Source organism: Streptomyces sp. NPDC002092 (genome assembly GCF_053593775.1).
On the sequence record NZ_JBSFDG010000011.1, the window covers coordinates 40,707 to 54,231 of the forward strand.

The following is a 13,525-nucleotide window of genomic DNA, read 5'->3' on the forward strand; positions in this document are numbered from 1 at the left end:
CCAGGACGCCCGCTGAGCCGCATGCCTCCTGCGGCACAACTTGGCTAAGCGCTTGCTCTCCCAGGTCTTGTGTCCGCTGGAACGTGTTCCTAACATCACTAGTGTTACAGCAGTTGTGTCACAACCCCTGGGGACTGCATGGCAGAGGCAAAGACGCCTGGACACGGCCCGCTTTCCGGCGTGCGCGTGGTCGAGCTGGCCGGTATCGGGCCCGGCCCGTTCGCCGCCATGCTCCTCGCCGACCTCGGCGCCGACGTCGTCCGCGTGGACCGCCCCGGCGGCGTCGGGCTCGCGATCAACACGGAGTACGACATCACCAACCGCAACAAGCGCTCGGTGATCGTCGACCTGAAGTCCGTGGACGGTCCCGCGCGCGTCCTCGACCTCGCCGCACGCGCCGACATCCTCATCGAGGGCTACCGCCCGGGAGTGGCCGAACGCCTCGGCGTCGGCCCCGAGGCCTGCCACGCCCGCAACCCGAAACTCGTCTACGGCCGCATGACCGGTTGGGGCCAGCAGGGCCCCCTCGCCCATCGCGCAGGCCACGACATCGCGTACATCGCCCTCACCGGCACCCTCGGCATGATCGGCAGCCCGGACGAGCCCCCGGCCGTCCCCGCCAACCTCCTCGGCGACTACGCGGGCGGCTCCCTCTACCTGGTCGTCGGCGTCCTCGCCGCCCTCCACCACGCGCGCGGGGGCGGCACCGGCCAGGTCGTCGACGCCGCCATCGTCGACGGCACCTCCCACCTCGCCGCGATGATCCACGGCATGCTCGCGGCCGGCGGCTGGCAGGACCGGCGCGGCGCCAACCTCCTGGACGGCGGTTGCCCGTACTACGGCACCTATGAGACGGCCGACGGCAAGTACATGGCCGTCGGCGCCCTGGAACCGCAGTTCTACGACGAGTTCGTGCGCGTCCTCGGCATCCCGGAGCACGCCGACGCCCGCAAGGACTGGACCCGCTGGGGCGAACTGCGCGAGGCGGTCGCGGCCGGCTTCAAGTCCCGCACCCGGGACGAGTGGACGGCCGTCTTCGAGGGATCCGACGCATGCGTGGCGCCCGTGCTGTCCCTGCGCGAGGCCCCGCACCACCCGCACCTCGCCGCCCGCGGCACCTTCACCGACCACGGCGGCATCACCCAGCCCGCCCCCGCCCCCCGCTTCTCCGCCACTCCCACGGCCGTACGCACCGGCCCCGCGCAGCCCGGCGCCGACACCGCCGACGTGGCACGCGACTGGGACGTACCCGACCTCCTGAAGGACCAGGAACCCACGAAGGGCCTCCAATGAAACGGCAGATCTTCGCCCCCGAGCACGACGCGTTCCGCGCGACCGTGCGTGCCTTCCTGGCCAGGGAGGTGCTGCCGTACTACGCGCAGTGGGAGAAGGACGGCATCGTCTCCCGAGACGCCTGGCGGGCGGCCGGCAAACAGGGCCTGCTCGGACTCGCCGTGCCCGAGGAGTACGGGGGCGGCGGCACCTCCGACTTCCGCTACGCCACCGTACTGGCCGAGGAGTTCACCCGCGCGGGCGCTCCCGGGCTCGCCCTCGGCCTGCACAACGACGTCATCGGCCCGTACCTCACCGGCCTCGCCACCGAGGAGCAGAAGCGGCGCTGGCTGCCCGGCTTCTGCGACGGGTCGATCATCACCGCCATCGCCATGACCGAGCCCGGCGCCGGGTCCGACCTCCAGGGGATCCGTACGCACGCCGAGGACCGGGGCGACCACTGGCTGCTCAACGGAGCCAAGACGTTCATCTCCAACGGGATCCTCGCCGACCTGGTGATCGTCGTCGCGAAGACGACACCGGAGGGCGGCGCCCACGGCCTGTCCCTCCTCGTCGTCGAACGCGGCACGGACGGCTTCGAGCGCGGCCGCAACCTCGACAAGATCGGCCAGAAGGCGCAGGACACGGCCGAGTTGTTCTTCACGGACGTGCGCGTGCCCAAGGAGAACCTGCTCGGCACGCGCAATGGCGCCTTCGGCCATCTGATGGCCAACCTCGCGCAGGAGCGCCTCAGCATCGCGGTCGCCGCGATCGCGGCCGCCGAGCACCTGCTGGAGATCACCACCGAGTACGTCAAGGAGCGCGAGGCCTTCGGCCGGCCGCTCGCCACCAAGCAGCACATCCGCTTCGAGATAGCCGAGATGGCCACCGAGTGCGCCGTCACGCGCGCGTTCCTCGACCGCTGCGTGGAGGAGCACTCGGACGGCCGGCTCGACGCCGTGGACGCCTCCATGGCCAAGTGGTGGGCGACCGAGCTGCAGAAGCGGGTCGCCGACCGCTGCCTCCAACTGCACGGCGGCTACGGCTACATGACCGAGTACCCCATCGCCCGGGCCTTCACCGACGGCCGTATCCAGACCATCTACGGCGGAACCACCGAGATCATGAAAGAGATCATCGGCCGTTCCCTGCTGGGCTGAAGCGCATCGCCCGGCCGACCCTCACCGAAAGGCTTTCCAGTGAGCACCGAAGCGTACGTGTACGACGCGATCCGCACCCCGCGCGGCCGCGGCAAGGCGAACGGCTCCTTGCACGGCACCAAGCCCATCGACCTGGTCGTCGGGCTCATCCACGAGATCCAGGGCCGCTTCCCCGGCCTGGACCCGGCGGCGATCGACGACATCGTGCTCGGCGTCGTCGGCCCGGTCGGCGACCAGGGCTCCGACATCGCCCGTATCGCCGCCGTCGCCGCGGGCCTCCCGGACACGGTCGCCGGCGTACAGGAGAACCGCTTCTGTGCGTCCGGTCTGGAGGCCGTCAACATGGCCGCCGCCAAGGTCCGTTCGGGCTGGGAGGACCTGGTCCTCGCGGGCGGCGTCGAGTCCATGTCACGGGTGCCGATGGCCTCCGACGGCGGCGCCTGGTTCAACGACCCGATGACCAACCTCGCCGTCAACTTCGTGCCGCAGGGCATCGGCGCCGACCTGATCGCCACCATCGAGGGATTCTCGCGGCGTGACGTCGACGAGTACGCGGCGCTCTCGCAGGAGCGGGCGGCCACGGCCTGGAAGGAAGGCCGCTTCGACCGCTCCGTCGTTCCGGTGAAGGACCGCAGCGGTCTGACGGTCCTCGACCACGACGAGCACCTGCGCCCGGGCACCACCGCCGACTCCCTCGCCAAGCTGAAGCCGTCCTTCGCGGACATCGGCGAGCTCGGCGGCTTCGACGCGGTGGCGCTGCAGAAGTACCACTGGGTCGAGAAGATCGACCATGTGCACCACGCGGGCAACTCCTCCGGCATCGTCGACGGCGCCTCGCTGGTCGCGATCGGCTCCAAGGAGGTCGGCGAGCGCTACGGCCTCACCCCGCGCGCGCGGATCGTCTCCGCCGCCGTCTCCGGCTCCGAGCCGACCATCATGCTCACCGGTCCCGCCCCCGCCACCCGCAAGGCGCTGGCCAAGGCGGGGCTGACCATCGACGACATCGACCTCGTCGAGATCAACGAGGCGTTCGCGGCGGTCGTCCTGCGCTTCGTGAAGGACATGGGCCTGTCCCTGGACAAGGTCAACGTCAACGGCGGCGCGATCGCCCTCGGCCATCCGCTCGGCGCGACCGGTGCCATGATCCTGGGCAGTCTCGTCGACGAACTGGAGCGCCAGGACAAGCGCTACGGCCTCGCGACCCTGTGCGTCGGCGGTGGCATGGGCATCGCCACGATCGTCGAGCGCATCTGAACACCCGGCGGAACCAAGAGACTTCACAGACTTCAACGGAGACCCCCGTCATGACGCAGAGCACCACCATCCGCTGGGAACAGGACCGCGCCGGCGTCGTCACGCTCGTCCTGGACGACCCGAACCAGTCCGCGAACACCATGAACCAGGCGTTCCGCGACTCCCTCGCCGTGATCACCGACCGCCTGGAGGCCGAGAAGGACTCCATCCGCGGCATCATCCTCACCTCCGCCAAGAAGACCTTCTTCGCCGGCGGCGACCTGCGCGACCTCATCCGGGTCACCCCCGAGACCGCGCAGGACCTCTTCGACGGCGGCATGGCCATCAAGCGCAACCTGCGCCGCATCGAAACCCTCGGCAAGCCGGTCGTCGCCGCGATCAACGGCGCGGCCCTGGGCGGCGGCTACGAGATCGCCCTCGCCTGCCACCACCGCGTCGCCCTCGACACCTCCGGCACGAAGATCGGCTGCCCGGAGGTCACCCTCGGCCTGCTCCCCGGCGGCGGTGGCGTCGTGCGCACCGTGCGCCTGCTGGGCATCGCCGACGCGCTGCTGAAGGTGCTGCTGCAGGGCACCCAGTACAACGCGCAGCGCGCGCTGCAGAACGGCCTGATCGACGACGTGGCCGCCACCCAGGACGAGTTGCTCGCCAAGGCCCGCGCCTTCATCGACGCCAACCCCGAGTCCCAGCAGCCCTGGGACAGGCCCGGCTACCGCATTCCGGGTGGCACCCCCGCCAACCCGAAGTTCGCGGCCAACCTGCCCGCCTTCCCGGCCAGTCTGCGCAAGCAGACGAACGGCGCGCCCTACCCGGCGCCGCGCAACATCCTCGCCGCGGCCGTCGAGGGCTCCCAGGTCGACTTCGAGACGGCGCAGATCATCGAGGCGCGCTACTTCGTGGAGCTGGCCGCCGGCCAGACGTCCAAGAACATGATCCAGGCCTTCTTCTTCGACCTCCAGGCCGTCAACTCCGGTGCCAACCGCCCCAAGGGCATCGAGTCGCGTCCGGTCCGCAAGGTCGCAGTCCTCGGCGCAGGGATGATGGGCGCGGGCATCGCGTACTCGTGCGCCCGCGCGGGCATCGAGGTGGTCCTGAAGGACGTATCCCTGGAGGCTGCCGTCAAGGGCAAGGGCTACTCCGAGAAGCTGTGCGCGAAGGCGGTCTCCCGGGGCCGTACGACGCAGGAGAAGGCGGACGCGCTGCTCGCCCGCATCACGCCGACGGCGAACCCGCAGGACGTGGCCGGCTGTGACGCGGTCATCGAGGCCGTGTTCGAGAATCCGGAGCTCAAGCACAAGGTCTTCCAGGAGATCCAGCACCTCGTCGAACGGGACGCGCTGCTGTGCTCCAACACCTCGACCCTGCCGATCACCGCGCTGGCCGAGGGAGTGGAGCGTCAGTCGGACTTCATCGGTCTGCACTTCTTCTCGCCCGTCGACAAGATGCCGCTCGTGGAGATCATCAAGGGCGAGCGGACGGGCGAGGAGGCCCTCGCGCGCGCCTTCGACCTGGTCCGCCAGATCAAGAAGACGCCGATCGTCGTCAATGACTCCCGCGGCTTCTTCACCTCCCGGGTGATCGGTCACTTCATCAACGAGGGTGTCGCGATGGTCGGAGAGGGCATCGAGCCCGCGTCCGTCGAGCAGGCCGCGGCCCAGGCGGGCTACCCGGCCAAGGTCCTCTCCCTGATGGACGAGCTGACGCTCACACTCCCGCGCAAGATCCGCAACGAGTCGAAGCGGGCCGTGGAGGAGGCGGGCGGCACCTGGCCGACGCACCCGGCCGAGGCGGTCATCGACCGCATGGTCGACGAGTTCGGGCGCACGGGGCGCAGTGGGGGAGCGGGCTTCTACGACTACGACGAGGCGGGCAAGCGGGCGGGGCTGTGGCCCGGGCTGCGCGAGCACTTCACCAAGCCGGGGCATGAGATTCCGTTCCGGGACATGCAGGAGCGGATGCTCTTCTCCGAGGCGCTCGACACGGTGAAGCTGCTGGAGGAGGGGGTTCTGACGTCGGTGGCCGATGCGAACATCGGCTCCGTCTTCGGGATCGGGTTCCCCGGCTGGACGGGTGGTGTCCTGCAGTACATCAACGGCTACGAGGGCGGTCTGCCGGGCTTCGTGGCACGCGCGCGTGAGCTTGCGGACCGCTACGGGGAGCGGTTCACGCCGCCTGCGCTGCTGGTGGAGAAGGCGGAGAAGGGGGAACGCTTCGCGGACGCGTGACCTTGTGGCGGCTGACGGACGTTTTCGCCCCCGCCGCCCCTTCCCGTCCCGACCCGGGGGCCAGCCCCCGGACCCCCGGCTCAAACGCCGGAGGGGCTGGATTTTTCAGCCCGTCCGGCGTTTGAGGACGAGGCCGTTCAGGCCGATCGGGGGTCTGGGGGGCGGAGCCCCCCAGGGACGGGAATGGGAAGGGGCGGCGGGGGCGAGATCCGTCGGTGGCGGCCACGGCCCCCTTGCCTCCCGCGGAAGCGTCCCGCACGCTGACCCGCGAAAGGCTCACACGGCCGCCCCCCCCCGAGGAGCCCCCATGGGATACCGTCCCGCCCGCGCCCTGCTGGAGATTCTCCGCGGCGAGGGCGTGGACCGCGTCTTCGGCAACCCCGGCACCACCGAACTCCCCTTCCTCGCCGCCCTGGCGGACACCCATGACGCCCCCGAGTACGTCCTCGGCGTCCACGAGGGCTCCGTCGTCGCCATGGCCGACGGCTACGCCCGCGGCACCGGCCGCCCCGCTTTCGTCAGCCTGCACATCGCCGCCGGTCTCGCCAACGGCCTGATCGGCCTGCTCAACGCCCGCCGCTCCCGCACCCCCCTCGTCGTGACCGCAGGCCAGCAGGACCGCCGCCACCTCCAGCAGGACCCCATGCTCTCCGGCGACCTCATCGGCCTGGCGGCCCGCGCGGTGAAGGCCACATTCGACGTCCAGCACGCCCACGACCTCCCGCTCGCCCTGCGCCGCGCCTTCGCCCTGGCCGTACGGCCGCCCGCCGGACCGGTGTTCCTGTCCGTGCCCATGGACCTGCTCGGCGAGGACACCGAGGTCGAAGTCCCGGCCCGCACTCCCACACCCCCGCCGGGCCCGGCCCCCGGCCTCGAGCGCGCGGCCCACCTGCTCGGCGCCGCCGCCCGCCCCGCGATCGTCGCCGGGGACGGCGTGGGCCGCGAGGACGCCGTCGCCGCGCTGGTGCGCACGGCGGAGGCGTGCGGTGCGGTCGTCCACCACCAGCCGATGGCCGACTGCCTCGACTTCCCCACCACGCACCCCCTCTACGCCGGGATGCTGCCGCCCCGCCATGACGCCATCCGCGAGGCCCTCGCCGCGTACGACACCCTGCTGATCGCCGGGGCGCACGCCTTCACGCCCCACCACTACACCCCCGGGCCCGCGCTGCCGCCCCGCCTCACCGTCGTCCAGCTGGACTCGGACCCGCACGAGATCGGCCGCAACTTCCCCGCCACCGCCGGACTCGTGGGCGCCCTCGGCCCCTCCCTGCAGCGGCTCGCCGAGCTGCTGCCCGACCGTGTGCCCGCCCACACCGCCAAGGCCCGCACCCTGCGCGCCGGCGAACGGCACACTGCCGAACGCGACCGCGCCGAGTCCGCCGCCCGCGCCGCCTACTCCCCGGCACCCCTCGCGCCCTGGGCCGCCGCCCACGCCGTGGCACGCGGCCTGCCGCCCGACGCCGTGGTCGTCGAAGAGGCCATCACCGTGGGCCTGTTGCTCCGCCGCTTGGTCCGTCTGGACCGCCCCGGCAGCTACACGCACACCGTCGGCGGCGGCCTCGGCTGGGGCATCGGCGCCGCCGTCGGCCGCGCCCTCGCCGAACCCGGCCGCCCGGTGGTCGCCGTCCTGGGAGACGGCTGCACCCTGTTCGGCCTCCAGGGGCTGTGGAGCGCCGCCCGCCAGAACGTCCCCGTCCTGTTCGTGGTGATGAGCAACGGCGCCTACCAGACCGTCCAGGACACCTACGCGGCCATGGGCAACCAGGGCGTCTGCCCCGGCACGGAGCTGGGGCCACTGGACTTCACCCAGGCGGCACGCTTCTTCGGGGTCGACGCGGTACGTGCGGACAGCGCGGACCACCTGCGTGAACTGGTCGCAGGGGCGGGCGAGTTGACGGGGCCGCTGCTGGTGGACGTACCGCTGCGCCAGTGACGTACTGATCCTTACCCACCCGGACACTGCTGCCGGTCGAGCGCACCGAGGAGGGCAGCTACCGCATCGGCCCGGGCTCTTCGTGCTGGGCCAGTCGGCGCCGACCGTGCGTGAGCTGCGGGATGCGGCGCTGCCGTACCTCGGCGATCTGCACGAGGCGACGCAGGAGAGCCGCGGCCCGTGGACGAGGTCAGCGGCTTCCTGGCCGGGCAGACCCTCGACGTGTCAGGAGGCCCGGCCTTCCTCTGAGAGGCCTCGCTCCGAGACGCCTTCCTCCGAGACGTCTTCCTCCGGGAGGCCGAGTGAGGCGTCCAGCCACTCGTGGACCTCCTCCTTCAGTGACCGCTGGAAGGTCGTCAGCAGCGCCTGCACCACGATGGGCTGCATGTGCGCGGACAGCGACTTCACGTCCTGCTCCGCCCGCTCGGACACCTCGCCCCGGAACAGCTGGGACAGCTCGTGCGCGGCGGCCCGCGAGTGCTCGATCAGCACCCTGCGCGCCGCGAGGATCGCCTCCTCGGACAGCGGTACGTCGAGGAGCTGCACGGCGAGCCGGAGCAGGCCGGAGTCGACGCGGTACGACTCCCCGTCGCGCCGGATCACGTTCATGGCGCACAGCCGCTCGACCTCGTCCTCGGCGAGCGGCCGTCCCGCCCGGCGCCGCAGCTCCGCCGCGCTCACGGTCTCCACGGTGTCCGGCGCCCAGGACGCCACCACGGCCCGGTGGATCGCCAGGTCGCGGTGGCTGAGGCCGGGCGGCAGCTGCGCCATGTACCGCTCGATCGCCGCCAGCGTCATGCCCTGGTGCTGCAGTTCCTCGATCAGTGCCAGCCGGGCCACGTGCTGCTGCCCGTAGCGGCCCACCCGGCGCGGACCGATCACCGGTGGCGGCAGCAGCCCCTTGGTGCCGTAGAACCGGACCGTGCGGACCGTGACGCCGGCCCGCGCCGCCAGTTCGTCGATCGTGAGCGTCGGCTCCGCGGTGTCGCCGTCCGGGTCGCTGCCGGTGTCGGTGTCGGTCGTCATGTGCAGCAGTATCGCTGTCACACCAGTACTGCGAAACCCGGTACGAGGGGCCTGTGAGGCTTGTGAGAAGTACCGCTGTGTGATCCACGCCATCGCATGCGTGCCTCCACCTGGGGGAAGGTGCCGCGTTGGTCCGCGTCTTCCACCGAAGAGCGCCGACCGAGTACGTCCGGACATCCGAGCGCGACCCGCTCGGGCGCACCAGAGAGTGGAACCACCTGTGAGCAAGGACGCCGTGGACACGGCACAGGCCGCCACCCGGACCGACGCGGCCCAGGCGCCCGCGGACGCGGGAGACGCCGGCTACAGCAAGGACCTCAAGGCCCGCCACGTCAACATGATCGCCATCGGCGGCGCCATCGGCACCGGCCTCTTCCTGGGCGCCGGCGGCCGCCTGCACAACGCGGGCCCGGCCCTCGCGCTCGCCTACCTGGTGTGCGGAATCTTCGCCTTCTTCGTCGTCCGGGCGCTGGGCGAACTGGTCCTCTACCGCCCCTCCTCCGGTTCCTTCGTGTCGTACGCGCGCGAGTTCCTCGGCGAGAAGGGGGCGTATGTCGCCGGCTGGATGTACTTCCTGAACTGGTCGACGACCGGGATCGCCGACATCACGGCGATCGCGCTGTACACGCACTACTGGAGCATGTTCACGAGCATCCCGCAGTGGGTGCTCGCCCTGATCGCGCTGGCCGTCGTGCTCGCCGTGAACCTGATCTCGGTGAAGATCTTCGGCGAGATGGAGTTCTGGTTCGCGATCATCAAGGTGGCCACGCTCGTCGGCTTCATGCTGATCGGCATCTTCCTGCTGGCCACCCGGCACGAGGTCGGCGGACACACGCCGGGCCTGTCCGTGATCAACGAGCACGGCGGAGTCTTCCCGCACGGCCTGATGCCGGTCGTCCTCGTCATGCAGGGCGTGATCTTCGCGTACGCCGCGCTGGAGCTGGTCGGTGTCGCCGCCGGCGAGACCGCCGAGCCCGAGAAGGTCGTCCCGCGCGCGGTGAACTCCATCATGTGGCGGGTGGGCCTCTTCTACGTCGGCTCGGTCGTCCTGCTGGCCCTGCTGCTGCCTGGTTCGGTGTACTCGGCGGACGAAAGCCCCTTCGTCACGGTCCTGTCGAAGATCGGCATCCCGGCGGCGGGCGACGTGATGAACCTGGTGGTCCTGACGGCCGCTATGTCCTCGCTGAACTCGGGCCTGTACTCGACGGGCCGCATCCTGCGCTCGATGGCGACGGCGGGCTCCGCGCCCAGGTTCACGGCCCGCATGAACCGCAGCCAGGTCCCCTACGGCGGCATCCTGCTCACCTGCGCGGTGTGCGTGCTCGGCGTCGGCCTCAACTACCTGATGCCGAGCCAGGCCTTCGAGATCGTGCTGAACGTGGCCTCCCTCGGCATCGTCTCGACCTGGGTGATCATCATGATCTGCCACCTGGTCTTCGTCCGCCGCGCCAAGGCCGGCCTGGTCACCCGCCCCTCCTTCCGCCTCCCCGGCAGCCCGGCGACGGAGATCACCACGATCGCCTTCCTGCTCGCCGTACTCGCCCTGATGTGGAACGACCCCGAGGTCGGCCGCAAGACCCTCCTCCTCATCCCGGTGATCGCCGCCATGCTGGCCGCCGGCTGGTTCGCGGTACGCCGCAAGGTCGTACGCAACGGCGACCAGGCACTGACCGAACTGACGAAGTAGCAGGCCAGGACCACTGTCAGTGGCATCGCCTACGGTGGCGTCATGTCGGAGATCATCCATGTCCGGGGTGACGCCACCGTTCCGTCGGTGAAGGGCGTCAAGGTGATCGCCCATGTCTGCGGTGTCGCTCCGCCGGGTGCTGCACTCTCGTTGTGGGCCCTGCGGAAAGCGGTTGTCTGCACGTCGTGCGTGGCTGGTCGCGCAGTTCCCCGCGCCCCTTCAGGGCGCGGACTTCGCCGTACGTCGCCTCGGGCTGCACCCTGCGGAGCGATGCGTACCCCATCGGCTGGTGTCGTTCCCCGGATAGGCTGCGTTCTGGCCGGCGGCACATGGTCCCGCATCGAACCGCTGGTCACCGGGCGGCTGGTGAAGCGGGGCGTGCAGGTCACCGTCCACGACCATGGGGAGGCCAAAGTTGAGCCGTGACACCGACGTCCTCGTGCTGGGCGGCGCCGGCGTGGACACCATCGTGTATGTGCCGGAACTGCCGCTGCCGTACGCCGACAGTTACATGATCGAGCGTGGGATCCGGACCCGCGCCGGGCAGACGGGCGACTTCGTCGCGCTGGGGCTCGCCGCGCTCGGCCTGCGCGTTCATCACCTCGACATGCTCGGTGACGACCCCGAGGGCGACCTCGTCCGGGCCCTGCACGAGGACAACGGCATCGCGCTCACCGCCGTCCCCCACCCCGCCGGCACCAAGCGCGCGGTCAACCTGGTGGGCCCCGACGGCAGACGCCTGTCGCTGTACGACGTGAGCCGCACCCAGGGCGAGGACCGCTTCCCGGAGGACACGGTCCGCGCTCTGGCCGCGGCGAGCCGCCACGCGCACGTCGCCATCACCCAGCCCTGCGCCCACGCCCTGCCGGTGCTGCACGAGGCCGGCGTGACCGTCTCCACCGACCTGCACGACTGGGACGGCAGGAACACCTACCACGAACCGTTCGCGTACGCGGCGGACGTGGTCTTCCTGTCCGCCGCCGCCCTGGCCGACCCCGAGCGGACCATGCGCCGTATCGCGGACCGCGGCCGGGCCGAGGTCGTCGTCGCCACGGCCGGTGAAAAGGGCGCGTACCTCCTGGCCGACGAAGAGCTGACCCACGTACCGCCCGTCGCCCCGCCCGCCCCGGTGGTGGATTCCAACGGCGCGGGCGACGCCTTCGCGGCGGCCTTCCTGCACGGCTGGCTGAACCGCGAGACCCCACAGCGCTGCGCCCTGTACGGCGCGGTGGCCGGTGCACACGCATGTACGGTGCCCTCGACGGAGACGGAGGCAATACGCCGCGAAGAACTCCAGGCCAGGGTTGCCGTTGCAGGCGCGGGTGCACCGGGCCTTTAGGGGCGCGGGCTGTGTCGATTTGCGGCCGAACCCGGCAAACGCTCAGCGGACGTTGTTCGTGGCCTCGATCTTCTTCCACGACTTCGGCCGCACCGGAGCAGCCGCCGGCTTGGCGACAGCCACTCGCTTCGCCGCCGGGGCGGCCGGCTTCACCGGCTGGAACAGCCACGTGTCGAACAACGAGGACAGCGACTTCCCCGACACCTGCTCGGCGTAAGCCTGGAAGTCTGCGACAGAAGCGTTGCCGTACGCGTGCGTCTGCGGCCACCCCTTGAGAATGGCGAAGAACGCGTCGTCGCCGACGGCGTTCCGCAGCGCCTGCACCGCGAGCGCCCCCCGGTCGTAGACAGCGATGTCGAACTGGTTGTCAGGACCGGGGTCCCCCGGCTTGACCGTCCAGAACGCGTCGTCCGCGGGGTGCGAGGCGTACACGTAGTCGGCGAGCTGCTGCGTCGTGCCCTCGCCCTCGTGCTCGGACCACAGCCACTGCGCGTACCGCGCGAAGCCCTCGTTGATCCAGATGTCCTTCCAGCCCTTCAAGGACACGCTGTCGCCGTACCACTGGTGCGCCAGCTCGTGCACGACCACCGAGGTGTTGGAGCCGTTCGCGAACTGCTTGGGGCTGTAGTACACGCGGGTCTGTGTCTCCAGCGCGTACCCGGTGGTGGTGTTGGGCACGTATCCGCCGGCCGAGCTGAAGGGATACGGCCCGAAGTAGCCGCTCAGCCAGTCGACGAGCTCCCCGGTGCGCTCCACGCTCGCCCGCGCGGCCGCGTCGTTGTCGCCGAGGTCCTTGCTGTAGGCGTTGACGACCGGAACACCGCCCTCGGAGGTGCTGGTCGTGATGTCGAACTTGCCGACCGCCAGCGTGGCCAGATACGTCGCCTGCGGCTTGTTCTCCCGCCAGTTGTAGCGGGTCCAGCCGAGCTTCGAACTCGTCGACTGCAGCGTGCCGTTGGAGATGGCCTGGGTGCCGTCCGGCACGGCCACCGACACGTCGTAGGTCGCCTTGTCCAGCGGGTGGTCGTTGCTCGGGAACCACCACCAGGCCGCCTCGGGCTCGTCCGCCGCGACCGCCCCGTCCGGCGTGCGGTGCCAGGTGTTGAACCCGTACGCGCTCTTGGTGGACGGCACTCCGCTGTAGCGGACCACCACGGTGACCGGTGTGCCCTTGGCCAGCGGCGTCTTCGGCGTCACCACCAGCTCGTGCTGGCCCGAGGTCGTGAAGGACGCCTTGACGCCGTTGACCCGCACCTCGCTGACGTCCAGGAGGAAGTCCAGGTCGAAGCTCGACAGATCCTGCGTCGTCTTCGCCAGAATCGTCGCCGTACCCGCCAACTCATCGGTGGCGGGCTGGTACTGGAGCCGCAGGTCGTAGTGGGAGACGTCGTATCCGCCGTTGCCGTAGGCCGGGTAGTAGGGGTCGCCGATGCCCGGTGCGCCGGGGGAGTAGCTCGCGGCCGACGCCGGGATCGCCAGCATCAGCGACGCGGCAGCGAGTGCGCCCGGCGTGATGATTCTGCGGTGCACGAAAGCTCCAAGTCGTAGGGGTGCGAAGTCCGTTCGGAGCCTATTCAGTCCCTGTGTCCCCGGGCATGTCCATGGCCCCACGTGTCACACGATCGC

The 13,525-nt window shown here is 70.7% G+C and carries 10 protein-coding genes; 8 read left to right on the forward strand and 2 right to left on the reverse strand.

Annotated elements, in window-relative coordinates:
* Window positions 1-138: 138 nt before the first annotated feature.
* The 5 genes from ACWCRD_RS25135 to ACWCRD_RS25155 all read left to right on the forward strand — a co-directional run bounded on the left by ACWCRD_RS25135 (window position 139) and on the right by ACWCRD_RS25155 (window position 7,847).
* Entirely contained in the window at window positions 139-1,293 is a 1,155-nt protein-coding gene (locus ACWCRD_RS25135; RefSeq protein WP_450968022.1) for a CaiB/BaiF CoA transferase family protein, read from the forward strand.
* Window positions 1,290-2,432 carry an acyl-CoA dehydrogenase family protein gene (locus ACWCRD_RS25140; protein WP_450968023.1) on the forward strand — a complete coding sequence of 381 codons (1,143 nt, stop codon included), beginning with the start codon at window positions 1,290-1,292 and terminating at the stop codon, window positions 2,430-2,432. The genes ACWCRD_RS25135 and ACWCRD_RS25140 overlap by 4 nt, the downstream gene beginning before the upstream one ends.
* A 39-nt stretch (window positions 2,433-2,471) precedes the next feature.
* Entirely contained in the window at window positions 2,472-3,686 is a 1,215-nt protein-coding gene (locus tag ACWCRD_RS25145) for an acetyl-CoA C-acetyltransferase (protein WP_450968024.1), read from the forward strand.
* A gap of 50 nt (window positions 3,687-3,736) precedes the next feature.
* Complete coding sequence (locus ACWCRD_RS25150) at window positions 3,737-5,911, forward strand: 3-hydroxyacyl-CoA dehydrogenase NAD-binding domain-containing protein (protein ID WP_450968025.1); 2,175 nt, start codon at window positions 3,737-3,739, stop codon at window positions 5,909-5,911.
* A gap of 307 nt (window positions 5,912-6,218) precedes the next feature.
* Entirely contained in the window at window positions 6,219-7,847 is a 1,629-nt protein-coding gene (locus ACWCRD_RS25155) for a thiamine pyrophosphate-binding protein (RefSeq protein ID WP_450968026.1), read from the forward strand.
* A 225-nt stretch (window positions 7,848-8,072) separates the two neighbouring features.
* Here ACWCRD_RS25155 and ACWCRD_RS25160 read toward each other — a convergent pair whose 3' ends face one another.
* Window positions 8,073-8,873, reverse strand: coding sequence for a MerR family transcriptional regulator (locus ACWCRD_RS25160; protein WP_450968027.1), 801 nt, complete (start codon window positions 8,871-8,873; stop codon window positions 8,073-8,075).
* 220 nt (window positions 8,874-9,093) lie between these two features.
* On the opposite strand from ACWCRD_RS25160, the gene ACWCRD_RS25165 reads away from it, so the two are divergent.
* From ACWCRD_RS25165 to ACWCRD_RS25175, 3 genes are read left to right on the forward strand one after another with little or no spacing between them, the layout of a single operon-like run.
* The gene (locus ACWCRD_RS25165) at window positions 9,094-10,560 is read left to right on the forward strand and encodes an amino acid permease (RefSeq protein WP_450968028.1); all 1,467 of its coding nucleotides are present in this window, start codon (window positions 9,094-9,096) and stop codon (window positions 10,558-10,560) included.
* A 42-nt stretch (window positions 10,561-10,602) separates the two neighbouring features.
* Entirely contained in the window at window positions 10,603-10,986 is a 384-nt protein-coding gene (locus tag ACWCRD_RS25170; RefSeq protein ID WP_450968029.1) for an Appr-1-p processing protein, read from the forward strand.
* Window positions 10,976-11,899: a PfkB family carbohydrate kinase gene (locus tag ACWCRD_RS25175; RefSeq protein WP_450968030.1), complete on the forward strand. Its 924-nt coding sequence runs from the start codon at window positions 10,976-10,978 to the stop codon at window positions 11,897-11,899. Before ACWCRD_RS25170 ends, ACWCRD_RS25175 begins: the two co-directional genes overlap by 11 nt.
* 42 nt (window positions 11,900-11,941) lie before the next feature.
* Here the strand turns inward: ACWCRD_RS25175 and ACWCRD_RS25180 are convergent, their stop codons facing one another.
* Window positions 11,942-13,429, reverse strand: coding sequence for a M1 family metallopeptidase (locus tag ACWCRD_RS25180; protein WP_450968031.1), 1,488 nt, complete (start codon window positions 13,427-13,429; stop codon window positions 11,942-11,944).
* Window positions 13,430-13,525: the final 96 nt, after the last annotated feature.